Source organism: Pseudomonas sp. DSP3-2-3, from assembly GCF_049898225.1.
GTDB lineage: Bacteria > Pseudomonadota > Gammaproteobacteria > Pseudomonadales > Pseudomonadaceae > Aquipseudomonas.
The window spans coordinates 335,208-355,735 of record NZ_JAFCXH010000002.1; the positions used below are offsets into that span (position 1 = coordinate 335,208).

Below are 20,528 nucleotides of genomic sequence, written 5' to 3' on the forward strand. Positions count from 1 at the left end.
GGATGCACTATTTCAGTTCGGGCAGGCGGGCTTCGCTTTTGACTTCCGTCAGCGCCAGCGCTTCGGCGGGCAACACCACTCGCTGTTTGCGTAGCAGTTCACCTTCGGTGGCCAGCACCCGGTACATGGCGAACTCTTCGGTGTAGCGCACTTCGGTGTAACGACGGCTGGCGTTGTACAGCTCGTTTTCGCTGTCCAGCAGGTCAAGCAATGTGCGCTGGCCGAGGCCGAACTGATCCTGATACGCGGCGCGCACCCGAGTGGTGGTTTCGGCGTATTCACGCGCTACCGGGGTTTGGCGGCGGGCGTTGTTCATGGCGTTCCAGGCCAGGGACATGTTTTCGTTGAGCATGCGCAGAGCGTTGTTGCGGATATCCATGGCCTGGCCGGTCTTGTAGGAATCCGAACGCATGCGCGCCTTGTCGCGGTTGCCGTTGAACAGGTTGTAATTCATCACCACGGCGGCGCGCCATTCGTTGTCGTGGCCTTCCTCGCCCTGCAGATTGTCGTTGGCGCCGACTGCCAGTTCGGCGTCGAAGCGCGGGTAGAACGGCGACTTGGCGATCTCATACTGCTTTTCTGCCGCCTGCACATCGGCCTGGGCCGACTTCAGGTACGGGTTGTTGACCAGCATGCTTTTCTGCGCATCGCTCAGGCTCAGCGGCACTTCACCCTTGATCGACGGCGGCGATTCCAGCTCGTCCGGCAGGCGTCCCACGGCACTGAAGAAGTTCGCTTCGGCGTCGGCGAGGTCGACTTGCGCGGTATAGAAATTGTTCTCGGCCAGTGCCCGACGGGCTCGGGACTGGTCGCGGTCGGCGGTGCTGCCGACGCCGCGCTCGCTGCGCAAGCCGATCTGATCGTTGATGCGCAAGTGGGCTTGCAGGTTGTTCTTGGCCAGGGTCAGCAGCTCCCGGCGCTTGAGGACTTCCAGGTACACCTCGATAGCGCGCAAGGCGAGGCTTTCCGAAGTGCCTTGCACGTAATAGGCGCGGGAGTTGACCACCGCTTTGGTACGCCCGACTTCGTTGGGGGTGTTGAAACCGTCGAACAACAACTGGCGCAGGCGCAGCTCCGACTGGGTGTAGTTCAGGGAGTTGTCGTCGTGGCCGTAGAGCGCACGAGTCGTCGGGCTGTCGACGCGCTGCCGGCCATAAGCGGCGATCAAATCCACGGTGGGCAAGTACCCGCCCTTGGCGACGTTCACATCCTCGTCGGCGGACAGTCGATTGTTCTTGCTGGCGTGGATTTCCGGGTGATTGTCGATGGTGCTTTGAATCGCATCGGTCAAGGACATGGCTTGCGCTTGGGCACAGGCCACCGCCAACACGACTGCACTGTAGAGCGGGGTCAAATCGCGCATGAGTACTTCTCCCTAAGTAGTAATGTTCAATTCGCCATAAAAATGGCGTTTACTGCGATGGAAACCGTATCAGGTTTGTAACATCACAGCTAAGAACAACTTTGGGCGTTGCCAAGACGTTTTTTTCATAAGCCTTATGCCAAAAAAAACTTATGCGTTTTTTCAGAGAACAGCGATTGTTGGTTGGATTGACTGAATAAATACAGGTGCTTAAGCGTCATAAATTCATAAATCTGGCGTAATGGCGATATTTTGACTGGTCCGAATTGGCTGATTTTTAAGGCAAATATGGCGTTTTTCGAAGTGTCATTATTTTGTCGATATCAGGAATTTTGCGCTGTGCCGTAACGCACCAGATGCAGTTTCAAGCGAATTTGTAAGGTTTGCGAACCTGATTGTTGTGATTAATGGAGGGAATATGGCCAGGCTCATCGGTACGGTGCGACAAGTGGTAGGGGAAGTTTTTGCAGTCGCGGGGGACGGTACGCGCCGCGCCTTGCAAGAAGGCGATAGGCTGTTTGCGGGAGAACAACTGCAGACCGGCGCCAATGGCGCAGTGGCGGTGCATCTGGCAGCCGGTGGCGAGCTGACGCTCGGGCGCGACAGTCAGCTGCCGCTCACGGCGCAAATCCTTGCCAATCACGCCACCCATGTCGACACAGCGGACCCGATCACGCCGACCATCGCCCAGCTCACTGAAGTCCAGCAGTTGCAGCAGGCCATTGCCGCCGGGGCCGACCCGACGCAGGTCAGCGACGCGCCGGCGACCGGTCCCGACAATCCCGGCGGTGCCCCCAGCGCATTGGGTGGCGGTCATTCGATTGTGCTGTTGACCGAAACCGCTGGCGTGGTGACCCCGGTGATCGGCTTCCCGACAGCCGGATTCAGCGATGTGCCCGAATTTCCCGAAGGGCGGATCGACGGCTTTCGCAATGCTTCGCCCGATGCGCCGCCGGTCATCCTGCCGCCGGTCATCGAGCCGCCTGTGCAACCTCCTGAGCAACCGCCGCTAGAACCACCCATCGAGCCACCCGTGGTGACGCCCCCGACCGAGCCACCGGTTGAACCGCCAACCGAGCCGCCGGTTACCCCGCCCGTTGAACCACCGGTCGAGCCTCCGGTAGAACCGCCAGCCAACCACGGCGTAGAGCTGTCTGGCGGCGCATTGACCCTCAACGAAGCGAATCTGCCATCAGGTTCGGCCAGTGATGGCGATGCATTGACGCAGACCGGCAGTTTCAAGGTGACGGCCGTGGATGGTCTACAGAACCTGACCGTGGGCGGCATTGTTGTGGTCAGCGGTGGTGTGATCGCCGACTTTTCGCAACCCATCACGACGGGACTGGGCAACACCTTCAGCGTTACCGGTTATGACCCCGACACGGGCGAGGTGCGCTACAGCTACACCTTGAACGGCTCGACAGCGCATGCGGACGGCGAGGGCGCCAATACGACCGGCGAGCAGATCAGCGTGATTGCCACCGACCTTGATAACGACTCGGCGACCAGCACGCTGGACATCACCATCGTCGATGACCTGCCGCAGGCTGCGAACATCGAGGTTGCGGTGACCACCGAGCCGGTCTGCACCAATCTGCTGCTGATAATCGACAATTCCGAGAGCATGAAAGACCCGTCCGGCGTGGATGGCTTGTCACGCCTGGAGTTGGCCAAGCAGGCCATCAGTGAGCTGCTGGATAACTACGCCGCCATGGGCGATGTGAAAGTGCAGATCGTCTCGTTCAACAGTCAGGCCGGGGTGTTGAGTGATGTCTGGGTTGATGTCGCCACGGCAAAGAGCCTGGTCAACGCATTGGATGCCGGTAATGGTACCAACTACGATGCGGCGCTGGCGGGGGCGCAAGCCGCCTTTGTTGCCGAGGGCAGTCTGGCTGGAGCGCAGAACCTTGCCTACTTTTTCTCGGACGGCAATCCAACCTTGTCGCCAAGCCATTCCAACCCCAATCCACAGCCCGATCCGCAACAGGGCGACGGCATCGATCCCGGCGAACATGACGCGTGGGTGAGTTTTCTCGACAGCCATGGCATCGATGCCTACGCCATCGGTCTGGGTAAAGATGTCAGCAGCACTTACCTTGACCCTGTCGCGCATAACACCCAGGGCACCGGCAGCGCGGTCATCGTCACCGATCTCGGCCAGTTGAGCGCCGTGCTCACGGGTACTGTGCAAGGTGGCACCAGCGGCAGCCTGCTGAGCGGCGGAACATTCGGCGCTGACGGTGGCTTTATCCAGTCGATCACGGTGGATCAGACGGTCTATTCCTACGACCCGAAAACCGGCGCTGTCACTGCACAAGGGGCGGATCACGGCAGTTTCAACGCCACGACCGGCAACCTTACCGTTGTCAGCGATCATGGCGGCACGCTGGTGGTCAATGTGCTCAGCGGCGCCTTCACTTACACCCCGGCGAGCGAGGTGGGCGGCGCGGCGCTGACGGAACAGATCAGCTACGTCATCAGCGATAACGACGGCGACCTGTCCGGTGCCAATCTGCTGATTCATGTTCCGGGCAGCCCTGTTGCGGATCAAGGCCCGACGGCGGTGGCCGACCACGTTATCACCAACGTGCTGTCATCAAACATCGAGGTGCCAGCGGCGCTGCTGCTGGTCAATGACGTCTCGGCCAACGGCGATTCGTTGAGTGCCGCGCCGACGGTGTTCAACACCGGCTGGCAGGTGCGCGGCGAAGACTTCTCTGCCAGTCACCTGAAGACCATCGATTTCGATGGCACCCGCGACAAGGTCAGCAATCAGCTGAAAACCCTGGAACGCAGCGATTTCTTCAGCAACAGCGCGATTACCGCCATGGTGGTCCTGACCGGATATCTCGGCGCCTTCAGCGGTGCTCCGGCCAATGCTCACGATCAGTACAGCGTCGAGCTTAAGGCCGGTGAATCGGTATTGGTTGATGTGCATAACGCCAACGATTCGATTGGCGTGCTCTGGCAGCTGGACCAGGGAGCGTTTCAGTCGCTGAATGCCGATGGGACTTTCACGGCCACTGAAGACGGCGTTTACCGCATCCTGCTGGTCAATCAGCCCGATCCCGGTGTCAGCGATACCGGCGAGCACTACACGCTGAACCTGTCCATTGACTACAGCGCAGTGGATACCACGCCCACGTATGAAAGCCTTTACACCGTCAACGATGCTCACGGCGGCAGCGATTCGGCGGCCGTGAGCATCGATTATCAGGAAGGCTGCATCCTGCAGGGAACTCAGGGTGATGACGTACTGATTGGCGGCGCGGGCGATGACAGCGTGTCGGGCGGCGATGGTAACGATGTGCTCTATGGCGGCGCCGGGAATAACGACCTGTACGGCGATAATGGTAATGACGTGCTGTTCAGCGGACCCGGCAATGACGTGCTGGATGGCGGCGCGGGCAACAACACGGCCAGCTATGCCTTGGCGACTGCCGGCGTCACTGTCACCAGCGCCTCGACAGAACCGCAGGACACGGGCGGCGGGGGCACCGACACGTTGATCAACATCCAGAACCTCATCGGATCGAACTACGACGATCATTTGACCGGCGACTGGGAAGCCAACGTGATCAACGGCGGGCAGGGTAACGACGTGCTAAACGGCGCTGCCGGTGACGACACGCTGACCGGCGGCTTGGGTAACGACACGTTTCAATGGCTGGCGGGCGATAGCGGCCATGATCAGGTCACGGATTTCTCCATCGGCGCCGATACCCTGGACCTCTCGCAATTGCTGCAGGGCATCAACGCTACCGGGGATTCACTGGAAGACTATCTGCATTTCAAAGTCACCGGCAGCGGGGCGGATCTGGTATCGAGCATCGAAGTAAGCGCCACCGCTGGCGCGGCTCCCACCCAGACCATTGATCTGGCGGGCGTCGATCTGGCAACTCACTACGGCGTAACTCCCGGCTCCGGCGGCATGGTCGCTGGCGGCGCAGATACCGCGTCGATCATTACCGGCATGCTGGGGGATCATTCGATGAAGACCGATACGGTCTGAAGCGTGCGCCACCGCAGTCGGCCGACAAGCCCATTCGCGGGCAAGCCTCCAACGGATCTGGACGTACAGCCGATGCATTCGCGTCTACTGGAATGCCGTCTTCCCGGCTAAAGCCGGTCCCACAGTGGGACCGGCTTTAGCCGGGAAGGCGTCGGTTCAGACAAAACTTCTGCGGCGCCTGGCGGTTGCCCCCAGACATAGAATCTCCAACAGATTTCAAAGAATCCGCTAAAGGCCTGCGCAGGTTTATTTCCGGGTTCTCTGCCGCACGATATAAATCGTCACCAGCACCGCGCTGGTCAGCATGAAGCCGCGTGCCCAGGGCAGGGCGATCAGGTAGCAGGAAAAACCGATGCTGATCCACATCAGGCCGATGGCGTAGACCTTGCCCCTGAGCGGGATGCCGTTGCCTTCGAGATAATCGCGGATCCACGGACCGAGTCGTTTGTGATTGACCAGCCAGTGATAAAAGCGCGGCGAGCTGCGGGCGAAGCAGGCGGCGGCCAGCAGCAGAAATGGCGTGGTGGGCAGGATGGGCAGGAATATGCCGATCACACCCAGCGTCACGCTCACCCAGCCAATGGCTTGAAGGGCATACCGCACGAGCCGGTTGCGACTCGTGCGGGGTGAATCTTGCGCCATAGGCGCTGACTCAGTGGTGGCGAGGCTTGAGGATCGCCGGTTTCTCGTCCGGAGCCTGGCACAGCAGGTACAGCGCGGTCAGGGCTTCCGGGATCTGCACGATCATGTCGTCCATCAGATTGGCATCCTGGGCGATGTCCGCGAATTCCGGCTGCTCGTCGAACAGGCCCGAACCGACCATGATCGGCAGGAGCATTTCGCTGACTTCTTCTTCGGCGCTTTCGAACCAAGCGTTTTCACGCAGGAACACGCCTTCCATGAAGCCGATGCACCAGCCGCGCAGATCGGAATCGTCAGGCTCGTCGCCCAGATCGAGATCGCATGGCAGCTCGAATTCCTCGTCGGACGCCAGCTGGCGAGCGATGTGCGCTTGCAACTGGATCAACGTGGCTTCGATTTCTTCGCGCTGGGCATCACTTTCGTAATGCGGCGGCTCGGAGAACAATGCATCAATCCATTCACGCTCAGGAACGGTTTCGGCACAGATGGACAGGGCGGTCATGTAGCCGTGAGCGGCCACGTAGTCCAGCGCCTCGTCATGCAGCTCATCGGCATCGAGGAAGGCTTGCAGGCGGTTTAGTTGCTCAGCGAAGGACATTGAAAGACTACCTTGGAAATAAACGATGCTGAATTCTAGGCTCTGAGAGCCGTGGGCGCCAGCGGCGAGGCGGTTTGAGGTTAATTTCGACCGCTCGTGTCGCCGCTGTCCTTTGCCTTTGAGCGGTCGGGTATACTGCCGCGCTTTGCAGTGCAGCAGGACAATCTGGGGTTTTTATGCTCGAACAGGCACAACGCGTACTTAAAGACATCTTCGGCTATGACAGCTTTCGTGGTCGCCAGGGTGCCATTATTGAACGCGTGGCCAATGGCGGCGACGCCTTGGTGCTGATGCCCACCGGCGGCGGCAAGTCCTTGTGTTTCCAGGTTCCGGGTCTGTTGCGCGACGGCCTGACGGTCGTGGTTTCGCCGTTGATCGCCTTGATGGACGATCAGGTCGCGACGCTTGAGGAATTGGGCGTTTCCGCCGCAGCGTTGAATTCCACGCTCAGCGCCGAACAGCAACGTGACCTGGCCAACCGGATTCGTCTGGGCGAGGTCAAAATGCTCTATCTGGCCCCGGAACGTCTGGTCCAGCCGCGCATGCTGGCGTTTTTGCAAAACCTGCAAATCGGTCTGTTCGCCATCGATGAAGCCCACTGCGTATCCCAATGGGGCCATGACTTCCGTCCGGAATACCTGAAACTGGGCCAGTTGGCCGAGTTGTTTCCCGACGTGCCGCGCATCGCCCTGACCGCCACTGCCGACAAACGGACCCGTGAAGAGATCGTCACGCGCCTGCATTTGCAGAACGCCGAGCGCTTTCTGTCCAGTTTCGACCGGCCGAATATTTTTTATCGCATCGTGCCCAAGGAGCAGCAACGCAAACAGTTGCTGGCGTTCCTCTCCGAGCGGCGCAGCGATGCAGGCATCGTCTATTGCCTGTCGCGCAAGAAAGTCGACGAAGTTGCCGCGTTTCTCTGCGACAACAAGTATCCGGCGCTGCCGTACCACGCCGGCCTGCCAGCGGAAACCCGGTCCGCCAACCAGAAGCGCTTCCTTAATGAGGAAGGCTTGATCATGGTTGCGACCATCGCCTTCGGCATGGGCATCGACAAACCCAACGTGCGCTTCGTCGCGCATATGGATCTGCCCAAGTCGCTGGAGGCCTACTATCAGGAAACCGGGCGCGCAGGCCGTGACGGTTTGCCAGCCGATGCCTGGATGACCTACGGCCTGCAAGACGTGGTGATGCTCAAGCAGATGTTGCAGAACTCCGAAGGCGATGAACGGCACAAGCGTCTGGAGCAACACAAGCTCGATGCGATGCTGGCCTTGTGCGAAGAAACCCGCTGCCGCCGTCAGACACTGCTGGCCTACTTCGACGAAGACATGCCCGAACCTTGCGGGCATTGCGACAACTGCGTCGATGGCGTGCAAACCTGGGATGCCACCGAGCCTGCACGACAGGCGCTTTCCGCGATTTATCGCACCGGGCAGCGCTATGGCGTCGGTCATCTGGTCGACGTTTTGCTGGGCAAATCCAACGACAAGGTGCAGAGCTTCGGCCATCAGCACCTGGCCGTGTTTGGTGTCGGCAAGGACCGCTCCGAAGGCGAGTGGCGTTCGTTGTTCCGGCAATTGGTCGCGCGCGGGCTGGCTGATATCGATCTGGAAGGCTACGGCGGCTTGCGCTTGAGTGATACGTGTCGGCCTTTATTGCGCGGCGAAGTCAGTCTGGAATTGCGTCGCGACCTGAAACCGCAAACCACCGCCAAAGGCGGTTCCAGCCCGGCCAGCCAACTGGTGCGTGGCGAAGAACGCGAACAATGGGAAGCCTTGCGTGCCCTGCGTCGCAAGCTGGCCGAAGAGCATGGCGTGCCGCCTTATGTGATTTTCCCGGACTCCACTTTGCTGGAAATGCTGCGCAGCAAACCCGACACCTTGTCGGACATGGCGCAGGTCAGCGGCGTTGGTGCACGCAAGCTGGAGCGTTATGGTCAGGCGTTCCTTGAGGTACTGAGCGGCACCGCCGAGACGCCGAAAGTGGTTGCCGATGTGCGCCATGAACTGATCAGTCTGGCTCGCGCCGGGATGACCCCGATGCAGATTGCCGGTCAGCTGCAATGTTCGGAGAAAAACGTCTACACCATGCTCGCTGAGGCAATTGGCAAGCAGCAGTTGTCGCTTGAACAGGCTCTTGATCTGCCGGAAGACCTGCTGGGCGAAGTTCAGGACGCGTTCCTTGATGGTGAAGGCGAACTGCCGCCTGTAGCGGCCATTGCCGAGCAATTCAGCGGGCGCGTGCCCGAAGGTGTGCTGTATTGCGTGCGCGCTGCATTGCAGTCCGAATTCGAAGTCTGACATTGGCTGCAGCCCAGACGCTGGCAGTGCTGCGACCAAAGGCCACAGCAGGAAACTTGCCTCCGTCCGGGGTCCATGGTTAGCTGGCTAATAATTAGTTTCAACCATGAGTTTTCTATGCCAATGACTGATGAACACCGTTTCGGTATGCAACTTGCGCAAATCACCCGCGGGTGGCGAGCCGAGCTTGACCGACGATTGGCTGACATGGGGCTGTCCCAGGCCCGTTGGCTGGTGTTGCTGCATCTGGCCCGCTTCAAGGAACCGCCTACCCAGCGCGAGCTGGCGCAAAGTGTTGCTGTTGAAGGTCCTACGCTGGCACGTTTGCTCGACAGTCTGGAAACCCAGGGCCTGGTGCAACGTCAGGCGGTACTGGAAGATCGCCGCGCGAAGAAAATCGTCCTCTGCGACACCGCCTTGCCTCTGATCGAAAAAATCGAAGCCATCGCCACGGCGCTGCGTATCGAGGTGTTCGAGGGTATCGACGAGGAAGATCTGCGCACTTGCATGCGTGTTCATGCGCAAATTCAGGCAAACCTCGAAAGATCCTGAGGCAGGCGAGCAGCTTCTCGCTCATACTTGTGATCTCAGGTGCTGAAGCCTGCGCTTTATATTGAACATGCCGAGAAGCCTGCTTTGGTTTCCATAAGGGTCTGTATGCTGAAGAGTTTTCAGGCTGCTGCGCTGGGCTATCATCGCCATTCCAGTCACATGGGCAAAACACTGCGCCGAGCGGCCTTGCTGGCGGCCATTTCATCGGTCTCGATGCTGCATGCTTCCATCGCGTCGGCATTGGGAATGGGTGATATTACCCTGCATTCTGCCCTGAATCAGCCGCTGAACGCCGACATTGAACTGGTGGAAACCGGCGGGTTGAGCCCCGAGGACATCGTTGCGAGGCTGGGCTCGGTGGACGATTTCGCCAAGGCCGGTGTCGAGCGGGTTTTTTTCTACAACGATCTGCGCTTTACCCCGATTATCAAGGGCAATCGCGGCGTGATACGCGTGGCTTCGACCAAGCCGGTCACCGAACCCTATCTGAATTTCCTGGTGCAAGTGGTCCGTCCAAACGGCAACCTGCTGCATGAGTACACCGTGCTGCTCGACCCGGCCACCTCGCCGGCAGGCATGGCAGCGACAAGTGGCCGGACCCGGGACGCGTCGGTCCAGGCAACGCCTGAATCACGTATGCCCATTGCGCCGCCAGCCACCTCTCAGGACAAGCGCTATTCGGTTGCCAGCGGCGATACGCTGGACTCGATTGCCCGCCGTGTGCAGGGCAAAGGTGCCAATGCTTCGGCGGCCCGATTGGCCGATGGCATCCAGGCATTGAACCCGCAAGCCTTCGCCAACGGTAAAGGCAGCGTCCTGAAGGTCGGGCAAAACCTGTTACTGCCGGACGCCGCCGTCGTGCCCAGCGCTCGCAATGCAGTGCCGACCCCTGTTTCCGCTGCGCCAGCCAAGGCCGCAGCATTGCCTGCCGAGGTGCAACGCAGCGCTGAACAACTGGCTACCGCTGCCGTTGAAAATCAGCAATTGAACAAAAATCTGGATGACTTGAAAGGCCAGATTGCCGCCCTGCAAGAGCAAATGACGGGCAAGGATCGGCAAATCGTCGGTTTGCAGACCCAGCTGTCCGAGAAAACCCCGGCGCCCGCGCCAGGCGCGCCGGTAATTGCGCCGTTACCCGCCAGCGCTACGCAGCCGCCTGTAGTGGTCGAGCCTCAGGAGGATTCGTTGCTGTCGTCGCTGTTGCTACCGGGGGCGATCCTGGTGCTGCTGTTGCTGCTGGCCCTGGCTTATTCGGTACGCCGCAACCGCCGCAAGCAGCAACATTTGGCGGGCGCAGTCCCGGCAGACTCGCCGCTGATCAAGCCCGCGCAAGCTACCGAAACTTCGGTTTATGAAGCTCCGGCAATGGCCTCGCGAGGGGTCCGGACGGAACCGTCCATGAGCGCGCCTCGGCCAGTTATTGCTGCGCCCAAGGCTAATGCGGCACCGGATGCGCTGGATGGCGTGAGCATTTACATTGCTTATGGTCGATTTGCCGAAGCCCTGGGGATTTTGCGCGGCGCTCTGCAGCGAGATCCGCAGCGCACCGACATTCGCCTCAAAATCCTGGAACTGCTGGCGGAGCAGGGCGATGCGCCGGGCTTTGCCGATGAAGAGCGAAATGCGCTGGAATACGGCGTCGATCCGCAAACCCTGGCTGACCTGCGCCAACGTTATCCACAGCTCAAACCCGTGGAAGTATCGGCTGCACCGTTGATCGTACCGGCTGCACTGGCGGCTACGCAGCTGGCTGAACCTGAACCTGCACAACTGGACGAAACCGCTGCGGCGGCGCTGAATCCGGAGTCGGGCGACGAATTCCAGTTGAACCTTGACGACTTGTCCATGGACGCCGACTGGGATCTGGTGGATCCATTCGACAGCCCGAAACCCTTGCGCGGCAAACCCGAGGTCGAGGAACCGGTCATTCAGGAGGACCTGGCGTTCTCCTCCAACCTCACCGAATTGCCGGAAGTATTCGAAATCCAGGACGATCAGTTCCTCAGTGATTTTTCCGATCCTGAACCTGACGTGCAATCCAACAACGATTCGCTGGACGATGCGTTCCTTGATGGCTTCATGGACGACTCGTCGGAGTTCGACCTGCTCGATCTGGATGAAGCGCCGTTGAGCAAGATCAATCAGGCGCAAGTGCTGATCGACGACGGCGACTTTGAATCGGCCAGGGAGTTGTTGCTGGAGGTCATGGAAGATGCCGACGAGGCGCATCAACAGATGGCCCGAGAGTTGTTGACCAGCATCAGTTGAAATTTGGGCTGCGTCAACGCCGCGCCTGATTCGGCTTCGCGAAAACCTATCGACGTTCGGGAGTTTGCTTCATGTCAGCCGTCAAACCTGAAATTGTCATCACCTACTGCACGCAATGCCAATGGCTGCTGCGCGCGGCCTGGTTGGCTCAGGAGTTGCTCAGTACGTTCTCCGACGATCTCGGCAAAGTGTCACTGCAACCGGGCACTGGCGGCGTGTTTCGGATTACCTGCGACGAGGTGCAGCTCTGGGAGCGCAAGGCTGACGGTGGCTTCCCGGAAGCGAAGATTCTCAAGCAGCGGGTGCGCGACCAGATCGACCCGCAACGCGATCTCGGTCACAACGACAAGTCGGGCAGTCCGGTCACGCCATGAGCCGCTAGACCCCGGGGTAATGAGGGTCTTGCGCTGTCACAACACTGCCACGACGCAGTCACAATCGATTAACCGAACCGGCGCATGATCCTGAAAACCCTGCCGGAGGTTGACCATGAGCAGCGCTCAGCTTGCTAAACCCAGTCGTAAGCAACGCGTCCGCACCTTGTGGATTTCTGACGTGCATCTGGGCACGCGCGATTGTCAGGCCGAACATCTGTCGGCATTTCTCAAGCGCTATCAGGCTGACAAAGTCTATCTGGTGGGCGACATCATCGATGGCTGGAAGCTGCGCAGCGGCATGTATTGGCCGCAGGCGCACACCAATGTGATCCGCCGCCTGTTGACCATGAGCAAGCGTGGCACCGAGGTCATTTACGTCACCGGCAACCACGACGAATTCCTGCGCCGCTATTCGAAGCTGATCCTGGGCAATATCCAGTTGGTGGATGAAGCCGAGCATGTCACTGCCGATGGCCGCCGGTTGCTGGTGATTCATGGTGATCAGTTCGACGTCATCACTCGCTACCACCGCTGGCTGGCGTTTCTCGGCGATTCCGCCTATGAGTTCACCCTGACCCTCAACCGCTGGCTCAATCACTGGCGGGCGAAATACGGTTATGGTTACTGGTCGCTGTCGGCGTACCTCAAGCACAAGGTCAAGACCGCCGTCAGCTTCATCAGCGACTTTGAAGAAGCCATCGCCCACGAGTGTGTCAAACGGGGGCTCGATGGCGTGGTATGCGGGCATATCCATCACGCCGAAATCCGCCAGGTGGGCGGCGTGGAATACATGAACTGCGGGGATTGGGTTGAGTCGTGTTCGGCGTTGATCGAGCATCTGGACGGTTCGATCGAGTTGTTCCGTCTGGCCGATGCGCATTTGCGGCCAAAGGCGCAACCGACTGAACCGAACGAACAGGTTCCGGCCAGCGAACCTGCTGTCTGAAGTTTTTGCTTAGAACGGCACCTTGCCAAGCACCATGTCGCGGTACATGACGAAATCTCCCAGCAGACTGTAGAAGGGATGCTGGAAGGTGGCCGGGCGGTTCTTCTCGAAGAAAAAATGACCTGCCCAGGCGAAGCCGTAACCGGCGACAGGCACCAGCCACAACAAACCCCAATGACCGCCACCGACGGCGAACGCCAGCAGGAAAATCACTATGCTGGTGCCAATGAAGTGCAGGCGACGGCAAGTGCTGTCGCGGTGCTCATGTAAATAATACGGATAGAAATCGGCAAAACGGGTGAACTGTTTGGTGGTTTCCATGACTGTCCGTCCTGATTTTGTTGGGTTCGGGGACAAGTCCCCTCCTACTGGTTTTGGAACCCGATAGGACCGGACTTGTCCGGGAAGCCGTCCATGCAGGCGATGAAGCTTCTCCTGGCGGTAACAGTGACAATAAACGCCTTTTCGTTCCTGACGGCAATAGCCTTCGAACCGAGGGTCAATGGCGCCAGAATGCCGGGATGCACAGCACCAGCACCGTAATGATCTCCAGTCTGCCGAGCAACATGCCCAGGGACAGAATCCATTTGGCCGCATCCGGCAGGCTGGCAAAATTACCCGCAGGGCCAATCGTTTCGCCCAGACCCGGGCCGACGCCGGAAACCGTACTTGCGGCGCCGGTCAGCGCTGTCATCCAGTCCAGCCCGAGCAACGAGAGCGCCAGCGCGATCAGGCAGATGGTGATGGTAAAGAAGAACGAGAAGGTCAGGATCGAACGCACGATTTCGTCGTCGAGCCGATGGCCGTTGTACTTTTGCTTGATGACCGCCCGTGGATGGATCAACTGATGCAGGTTGGCCTTGAGCAGAATATAGGCGACCTGGAAGCGGAAGATCTTCACGCCGCCTGCGGTGGAGCCCGAGCAGCCGCCAATAAAACCCAGATAAAAGAAAAACATCAGTGCGAAATTGCCCCACAGGCTGTAGTCCCCAAGGGCAAAACCGGTTGTGGTCACTACCGAGGTAACGTTCAGCGCCACATGGCGCAACGCGTCGTACCAAGGCAAGTCGGTCGTCGCCCAGTACCAGGTGCCCATCACCAGCCAGGTCATCAACAACAACCCCAACAACCCGCGAACCTGCTCATCCCGGAACAGCGCGCCACGGTTGCCACGTAATGTCGCGACATACAGGGTGAAGGGCAGGCTGCCGAGGATCATTACCACGATGGCTACCCAATGCACCGCTGGCTGATGCCATTTGGCCAGGGACAGGTCCGAGGTTGAAAAACCGCCCGTGGAAATCGCCGACATGGCGTGATTGATCGCGTCGAAAAGGTTCATCCCCGCCAGCCAGAAGGCAATGCTGCCCAGCGCGGTGAAGCCGACGTAAGCCAGCACGATGAATTTGGCGACCATGTGCGAGCGGGGCATGACCTTTTCCGAGCGGTCCGACGATTCGGTCTGGAACAGCCGCATACCACCGATGCGCAGCAGCGGCAGAATCGCCACCGCCATGCCGATGAAGCCGATCCCGCCAAGCCAGTGCAGCATCGAGCGCCAGATCAGAATCCCCGGCGACATGGTGTCCAGGCCGCTGAGGACCGTGGAACCGGTGGCGGTGATCCCGGACATGCTTTCGAAAAACGAGTCGGTGTAGCTGATATGTTGCGTCAGCAAAAACGGCAGCGCGGCAAAGACACACACCACGATCCAGCTGGAAACCGTAAGCAGGTACATGTCCCTCGGGCGCAGGTGTACATGCTCCGGACGACCGGGGATAACCAGCGCAAGGCCGGCGATGAATGTCAGAAGGCTGGCCCAGAGGAAGGAGCGCAGGTCTTCGATGCGGTCGAAGATGACCAGCGTCACCATGGGCACGATCATGGCGATAGCCAGAGTGATCAGGAAGATGCCGATTATGAAACCGATGATACGAAGGGTCGGCAACGCCATGCAGTCGCTCTGACTAAAGTGGGGAGAGGCGCCATTCTACCTGCGGCCCACGGCAAGTAAACCGGGACGCGTCAGTCAATGGCTGTAAGTAATCGCCGCCAGGGTTCGTTATCTGAGTCTAGAATGCTCATTCATTTTTCAAGGAGGTAGCCCATGGAGGCGCTCGACGTTTTGCTCAACCGTGTTTCCGTTCCGCGGTTGCTCGACCCCGCGCCGGATGCCGCGCAGCGGGAAATCCTCTTCAGCGCGGCAATGCGCGCGCCTGATCATGGTCAGTTGCGGCCGTTTCGCTTTCTGACCGTCGAAGGTCCGGCTCGTGAACGCATGGGCGATCTGTTGGTTGAAGCCCTGCGCAAGAGTGGCGCAGACGCCACGCTCCAGGCGCTGGACAAGGCCCGCCTCGGTCCTTTGCGGGCACCGCTGGTCGTGGTGGTGATCGCGCGCCTGACGGATCACTTCAAAGTGCCGAAGCAGGAACAACTGATTACTGCTGGCTGTGCTGCCCACAGCGTCCTTTTGGCTGCGTATGCGTTGGGCGTCGGCGCGGTCTGGCGTACCGGCGAGCTTTCCTGTTCGCCGATTGTCGCCAAGGGCCTGGGCCTGGCCGCCGATGAGGAAGTCATCGCGTTCCTGTACCTGGGCACCCCGCAAAACCCGCCACGCGTTGCGGGCAAAGTGGATCTGGTGGATTTTGTCAGCGAGTGGCAGGGTTAAGGATTCCTGCCTCTGCGGGAGCAGCTTGCTTGCGAAGACAATATTTCAGACCACGACGCTGTGGTGGATGTACTGGCCTCTTCGCGAGCAAGCTCGCTCCCACACAGACTGTGTGAAAACGCGAACTTTGTGGGAGCAAGCTTGCTTGCGAAGACGATAGGTCGGGCCGCAAAGATCTGTCGGACACACAGGCCTCTTCGCGAGCAAGCTCGCTCCCACACAGACTGTGTGAAAACGCGAACTTCGTGGGAGCAAGCTTGCTTGCGAAGACGATAGGTCAGGCCGCAAAGATCTGTCGGACACACTGGCCTCTTCGCGAGCAAGCCGCTCCCACACAGACTGTGTGAAAACGCGAACTTTGTGGGAGCAAGCTTGCTTGCGAAGACGATAGGTCGGGCCGCAAAGATCTGTCGGACACACAGGCCTCTTCGCGAGCAAGCCGCTCCCACACAGACTGTGTGAAAACGCGAACTTTGTGGGAGCAAGCTTGCTTGCGAAGACGATAGGTCAGGCCGCAAAGATCTGTCGGACACACTGGCCTCTTCGCGAGCAAGCTCGCTCCCACAGTTAATTCGCAGGATCAGCTATTTAGACCGCTACCACCAACTCCACCGGCAGATCCAGCGTGGCAATAAACCCGCCCTGGGGATGATTGCCCAGCACCAGATCGCCACCGTGGCGCTGGGCGGCGCGTTTGGCGATGGCCAGGCCCAGGCCATGTCCCGGCGCAGTCTGGCCGGGCGCTCGATAGAAGGGTTCGCCCAGCTGCGTCAGATGTTCGTCCGCTACGCCCGGACCATGATCACGCACGCTCAGCTGCAACCGATCACCCACACGCAAAGCCTGCATTTCGATAGGCTCGCCGGTCGGGTTGAAGCGCAAGGCGTTACGCAGCAGGTTGTCCAGCGCGCGCTCCAGCATGTCCGGCCAGCCTTGCAGTTGCAGATCCTCCTGCACTCTGACCTGAATCTGTTGATCGCCGCCGTCGAGCGTGGCGTCGTTCTTCAGGCGTAACAGCAAGTGGTTCAAGTCCACCGGTTCGGCACTGCCAAAATCCGCATCCAGACGCGCCAATGCAAGAATTTCGCTGATCAACGCTTCCAGGCGATCACATTCGCGGCTCAGACGTGGCCACAGCTTGTCGCGCTCGGCGGGTTCTGCGCGCTCGGCCAGGGCCAGGGCAATGCGCAGTCGCGCCAGTGGCGAGCGCAGTTCGTGGGACACATCGCGCAACAACTGACGCTGACTGCTGATGAGGCTTTGCAGGCGCGCGCCCATGCGGTTGAAATCGTTCGCCAATACGCCGAACTCATCGCGACGATTGGCCAGTTGCGCCAGGCTGTTCTGTTGATAGGTGGTTTGCCCCAGATCGTGGACCGCACCGCGCAAGCGGCTGAGCGGGCGGGTGATCGACAGCGTGACCAACAGGCTGAACAACGTCAGTACGACCAGCGCGATACCCAGTGCGCTGAGCGGCCACATCAGGCTGTCGCGATGCCAGGCATCCAGTTCCGGATGCGGAATGCGATAGATCAGCAGATAGTTTTCGCCGGTCTTCTCACTGGTGTATTCCGAGGTCAGACGCCGCCATGGCAACTGACGCGAGTCGTCGCCCTGGCGCGCTTCGAGGGCGGCTGCACGGGGCGAGAAAGTCCCGCGTACGACCGGGTCGCCGCTTTCATTGAGCACTTGAACGTCGATGTGGTACTTGCGCTTGAGGTTTTGCAGGTAGTCCTGCGCGGCATCTTCGCCCTGACTTTCATACAGCTCGGTCCAGGTCTGCGGCAATTTGTGCAGGCCGGGATGACGACTGAGGATCCACGCGTCCTGATTGAGCATGTGGCCCAGCAGAATCGACAGGCCTGCAACCAGGGCAATGGCCAGCCAGAAACTGGCCAGGATTCGCCAGAACAATGAACGCACGTGAACCCCCCAAATAGAGAAAACCCGACACGCTTGGGGAGTGCCGGGTTCAGGTGGATCGATGGATTACTGGGCTTTCTGAGCCTTTTGCGCTTTCCAGGCTTCGAACTCTGCGCGATCAGCCCTGTGTTGCGCACGTTCTTTCTGCATTTCGTCGAATTCCTTCTGCTGCTCCGGCTTGAGCAATGCGCGGATGTCGGCTTGGGTCTTGGTACGTTTTGCGTCCAGTTCGTCCTTCATGGCTTTCTGGTCAGCGGCTGGCAGTTTGGCCAGGTACTTTTGAGCGACTTCCTTACGGTCGTGCATTTGCGCGCCCATCAGTTTGCCGATCTGCTGACGCTGCTCTCTGCTCAGGTCCAGCTTGTCGAAAGGACCGCGATCGTGATGCATCATGCCCATGCGTGGACCTTCGTGGCCAACGCCATCCCGATCAGGCCCATCAGCCGGTGGCATCGCCATGGCAACGGTAGGCAGAGCAGCAGCGAACATCAAAGCGATTAGGGTCTTGCGCATGGTGTATCTCCTTGTCTCGAATCCGGCTCGTTGCCGGTTGAGCCCAGTTTAGGGAGATCAAGGTCAAGGGCGGTCAGGCTAGCGTAAAGCTTCGGTAAAGAGGGCGGGGCAGTTGTCAGCTGCAAGCTTCAAGAGGTTAAGCGGATCTGCGTCATGCTCTTGTCTTGCAGCTTGCAGCTTGCAGCTTGCAGCTTGCAGCTTGCAGCTTCGTCGCTAGACGGCGTAATAATACCCGCGACTGCGCAACGCCATGATGCGTGGGCGGCCGTCCGGGTGGGGGCCGATTTTCTTGCGCAGGTTGCTGACGTGCATGTCCAGGCTGCGGTCATAGAGTGTCAGCTTGCGACCCAGTGCCAGTTGCGCCAGTTCCTGCTTGTCCAGCGGCTCGCCGGGTTGGCGCAGCAGGGCTTCGAGCAGGCGGCTTTCCGAGACGGTGAGGGTCAATTCTTTTTCGTCGATGATGACCACGCCGCGCATCGGGCTGAAACACAGGTCGCCCAATTCCAGCTGAGTCGACACCGCGGTCGGATGACTGCGCCGCAGCACCGCGCGCAGGCGTGCAGTCAGCTCGCGAGGATCGCAGGGTTTGGCCAGGTAATCGTCGGCACCCAGTTCCAGACCGAGAATCCGGTCCAAGGGTTCGCCACGCGCCGAGAGCATCAGCACCGGCAGGTCCGGGTGGTCGTTGCGCAATTGCTTGAGCAGTTCCAGGCCGCTGCCATCGGGCAGCATCACGTCCAGGACAACCGCTGCGGGCGCCGATTCGGCAAGGGCTCGCCGCGCGCTGTTGCCGTCGTGACAGGCGCGCACCACAAAGCCTTCCTGGCTTAACCAACTGCTCAGGAGCTCACACAGCTCCTGATCATCATCTATAAGTAGCAGCTCGCTCATGTCTCACTCAATTTAGCCACTGTCGGCGTTGTCTACGCCAACCGCTGGCAAAAATACCGCACAAAAGGGCGATCATCGCAACGCCGCCCCCCGCGACGAACCATTGTTGTTGCTCCGTCAGAATGCGTTGGGGCTCGACGGATTGTGACTCTTTGAGCTGCAACTTGAGCTTTTGGTTCTCCTGGCGAAGACGACTCAGTTGCGCGCTTTCGCGTTCGGCGCTGGTGTTTTGCAGTTGTTTAATCAGCTCTTCGCGCTGCCGCTCGCTATCACGCAGGCGCAGTTGCAGCTCATTGACCTGGCTCTGGGCAGCCGGCTCCGGCTGAGCGTGCGCGGCGAAACCACTTGTTTCCTCGGCCTGGGCAAGTGTCACGCCCGTGGCCAATACCATCACTAACAGACATCGCGGACCTGAACGCATCTGAACCCCTGTTTTCAAGCAGTGTTTTTATAGAACATTCAGAAGGTTGTCGGCAGGGTGATGAGAATGATTAATGACGAGCGGGGATTGTGCGATTGTTGCTCAAGACGAGCAACAATCGCGGCAGGTGATGGCTATTTAAGGCAGGACAAGTTTGAACGGCTTGACCACGACATGGGCGTAGACGCCGGCTGCCACAAACGGGTCAGCTTCGGCCCAGGCCTTGGCGGCGCTGAGTGAGTCGAACTCGGCAACGATCAGGCTGCCAGTGAAACCGGCGGCGCCCGGATCATTGCTGTCCACCGCCGGATTCGGACCGGCCAGGATCAAGCGCCCTGCATCTTTGAGCGCGTTCAGGCGCTCCAGATGGGCAGGGCGAACGCTCAGGCGTTTTTCCAGGGAGTTTTCAACGTCTGTGGCAACGATTGCGTAGAGCATGTCAGTCCTCGGTTTTTGTTGAAGGTGGAGGTGTTTCGGGATCATGCATGTGACGGGCAAGGAACAGGCCCTGGCCGACCAGGAACAATAGCGTCATGCCCAGGCTGCCGAAGACTTTGAAGTCGACCCAGAATTCCTGATAGGTAAACGCCACGTACAGGTTGGCCGCGCCGCAGAACAGGAAGAAGATGATCCACGCGATATTCAGCTTGGTCCAGATTGCCTGCGGCAAGCTCAGGGCATGGCCCATGATGCGCTGGATCAACGGGCGGTCGCCGATGAAGTGGCTGCCGGCAAATGCCAGAGCGAACAACCAGTTCACCACCGGGGCTTTCCATTTCAGGAAGGTCTCGCTGTGAAACGCCAGCGTCAGGCTACCGAACACCAGACAGGCGACCAGCGTCAGCCACTGGCTTTTTTCCAGCTTGCCTTGCTTGAAGAACAGAAAGCCATAGACCACCACCGAACTGATGATCAGCATGGCGGTCGCACTGAATATGCCGCCCACCATGACGCTATTGCCCAGGATATCGACGGCGCGAGGCTCGATTTTATAAACGATGAAAAACAGCAGCAGTGGGATGAAGTCGATGAATTGTTTCACAATGGCAGC

The 20,528-nt window shown here is 59.5% G+C and carries 18 protein-coding genes; 7 read left to right on the top strand and 11 right to left on the bottom strand.

The window, feature by feature from the left end:
• Nucleotides 1-7: 7 nt before the first annotated feature.
• Complete coding sequence (locus tag ACP7E4_RS04210) at nucleotides 8-1,363, bottom strand: TolC family outer membrane protein (protein ID WP_426111606.1); 1,356 nt, start codon at nucleotides 1,361-1,363, stop codon at nucleotides 8-10.
• A gap of 418 nt (nucleotides 1,364-1,781) precedes the next feature.
• Here ACP7E4_RS04210 and ACP7E4_RS04215 point away from each other — a divergent pair, with 418 nt between their 5' ends.
• Nucleotides 1,782-5,375, top strand: coding sequence for a retention module-containing protein (locus tag ACP7E4_RS04215; RefSeq protein ID WP_426111604.1), 3,594 nt, complete (start codon nucleotides 1,782-1,784; stop codon nucleotides 5,373-5,375).
• A gap of 246 nt (nucleotides 5,376-5,621) precedes the next feature.
• Here the strand turns inward: ACP7E4_RS04215 and ACP7E4_RS04220 are convergent, their stop codons facing one another.
• Both ACP7E4_RS04220 and ACP7E4_RS04225 read right to left on the bottom strand, forming a co-directional pair.
• Nucleotides 5,622-6,017: a YbaN family protein gene (locus ACP7E4_RS04220; protein ID WP_426111602.1), complete on the bottom strand. Its 396-nt coding sequence runs from the start codon at nucleotides 6,015-6,017 to the stop codon at nucleotides 5,622-5,624.
• A 10-nt stretch (nucleotides 6,018-6,027) separates the two neighbouring features.
• Nucleotides 6,028-6,615, bottom strand: a complete 588-nt coding sequence (locus ACP7E4_RS04225; RefSeq protein ID WP_020290419.1) for a YecA family protein — start codon at nucleotides 6,613-6,615, stop codon at nucleotides 6,028-6,030.
• Nucleotides 6,616-6,791: 176 nt separating this feature from the next.
• On the opposite strand from ACP7E4_RS04225, the gene recQ reads away from it, so the two are divergent.
• The 5 genes from recQ (at nucleotide 6,792) to ACP7E4_RS04250 (ending at nucleotide 13,061) form a co-directional block, all read left to right on the top strand.
• On the top strand, nucleotides 6,792-8,918 hold the full coding sequence (gene recQ / locus ACP7E4_RS04230) for a DNA helicase RecQ (protein WP_331149482.1): 2,127 nt from the start codon (nucleotides 6,792-6,794) through the stop codon (nucleotides 8,916-8,918).
• 117 nt (nucleotides 8,919-9,035) lie between these two features.
• Entirely contained in the window at nucleotides 9,036-9,470 is a 435-nt protein-coding gene (locus ACP7E4_RS04235) for a MarR family transcriptional regulator (protein WP_331149481.1), read from the top strand.
• 105 nt (nucleotides 9,471-9,575) lie between these two features.
• Nucleotides 9,576-11,738, top strand: a complete 2,163-nt coding sequence (locus ACP7E4_RS04240) for a FimV/HubP family polar landmark protein (protein WP_426111599.1) — start codon at nucleotides 9,576-9,578, stop codon at nucleotides 11,736-11,738.
• 71 nt (nucleotides 11,739-11,809) lie between these two features.
• Nucleotides 11,810-12,112, top strand: coding sequence for a SelT/SelW/SelH family protein (locus tag ACP7E4_RS04245; protein ID WP_426111597.1), 303 nt, complete (start codon nucleotides 11,810-11,812; stop codon nucleotides 12,110-12,112).
• Between the two features lie 115 nt (nucleotides 12,113-12,227).
• Nucleotides 12,228-13,061 (top strand): UDP-2,3-diacylglucosamine diphosphatase, encoded by an 834-nt coding sequence (locus ACP7E4_RS04250; protein ID WP_426111595.1) that lies wholly within the window; start codon nucleotides 12,228-12,230, stop codon nucleotides 13,059-13,061.
• A gap of 9 nt (nucleotides 13,062-13,070) precedes the next feature.
• Here ACP7E4_RS04250 and ACP7E4_RS04255 read toward each other — a convergent pair whose 3' ends face one another.
• The gene (locus ACP7E4_RS04255) at nucleotides 13,071-13,382 is read right to left on the bottom strand and encodes an Mpo1-like protein (RefSeq protein ID WP_426111593.1); all 312 of its coding nucleotides are present in this window, start codon (nucleotides 13,380-13,382) and stop codon (nucleotides 13,071-13,073) included.
• A 178-nt stretch (nucleotides 13,383-13,560) separates the two neighbouring features.
• On the bottom strand, nucleotides 13,561-15,015 hold the full coding sequence (locus ACP7E4_RS04260; RefSeq protein WP_426111591.1) for a TrkH family potassium uptake protein: 1,455 nt from the start codon (nucleotides 15,013-15,015) through the stop codon (nucleotides 13,561-13,563).
• A gap of 153 nt (nucleotides 15,016-15,168) precedes the next feature.
• Between ACP7E4_RS04260 and ACP7E4_RS04265 the strand changes: the two genes are divergently transcribed.
• Nucleotides 15,169-15,729 carry a nitroreductase family protein gene (locus tag ACP7E4_RS04265; RefSeq protein WP_426111589.1) on the top strand — a complete coding sequence of 187 codons (561 nt, stop codon included), beginning with the start codon at nucleotides 15,169-15,171 and terminating at the stop codon, nucleotides 15,727-15,729.
• A gap of 588 nt (nucleotides 15,730-16,317) precedes the next feature.
• Here the strand turns inward: ACP7E4_RS04265 and ACP7E4_RS04270 are convergent.
• From ACP7E4_RS04270 to ACP7E4_RS04295, 6 genes are all read right to left on the bottom strand, one after another.
• Nucleotides 16,318-17,652, bottom strand: coding sequence for an ATP-binding protein (locus ACP7E4_RS04270; RefSeq protein WP_426111587.1), 1,335 nt, complete (start codon nucleotides 17,650-17,652; stop codon nucleotides 16,318-16,320).
• 66 nt (nucleotides 17,653-17,718) lie between these two features.
• Nucleotides 17,719-18,165: a Spy/CpxP family protein refolding chaperone gene (locus tag ACP7E4_RS04275; RefSeq protein ID WP_426111585.1), complete on the bottom strand. Its 447-nt coding sequence runs from the start codon at nucleotides 18,163-18,165 to the stop codon at nucleotides 17,719-17,721.
• Nucleotides 18,166-18,378: 213 nt separating this feature from the next.
• Complete coding sequence (locus tag ACP7E4_RS04280; protein ID WP_020290408.1) at nucleotides 18,379-19,056, bottom strand: response regulator transcription factor; 678 nt, start codon at nucleotides 19,054-19,056, stop codon at nucleotides 18,379-18,381.
• A gap of 7 nt (nucleotides 19,057-19,063) precedes the next feature.
• Nucleotides 19,064-19,477, bottom strand: a complete 414-nt coding sequence (locus tag ACP7E4_RS04285; RefSeq protein ID WP_426111582.1) for a translation initiation factor 2 — start codon at nucleotides 19,475-19,477, stop codon at nucleotides 19,064-19,066.
• 138 nt (nucleotides 19,478-19,615) lie between these two features.
• The gene (locus ACP7E4_RS04290) at nucleotides 19,616-19,915 is read right to left on the bottom strand and encodes a YciI family protein (protein WP_426111580.1); all 300 of its coding nucleotides are present in this window, start codon (nucleotides 19,913-19,915) and stop codon (nucleotides 19,616-19,618) included.
• A gap of 1 nt (nucleotide 19,916) precedes the next feature.
• The gene (locus tag ACP7E4_RS04295) at nucleotides 19,917-20,519 is read right to left on the bottom strand and encodes a septation protein A (protein WP_426111578.1); all 603 of its coding nucleotides are present in this window, start codon (nucleotides 20,517-20,519) and stop codon (nucleotides 19,917-19,919) included.
• Nucleotides 20,520-20,528 lie beyond the last annotated feature (9 nt).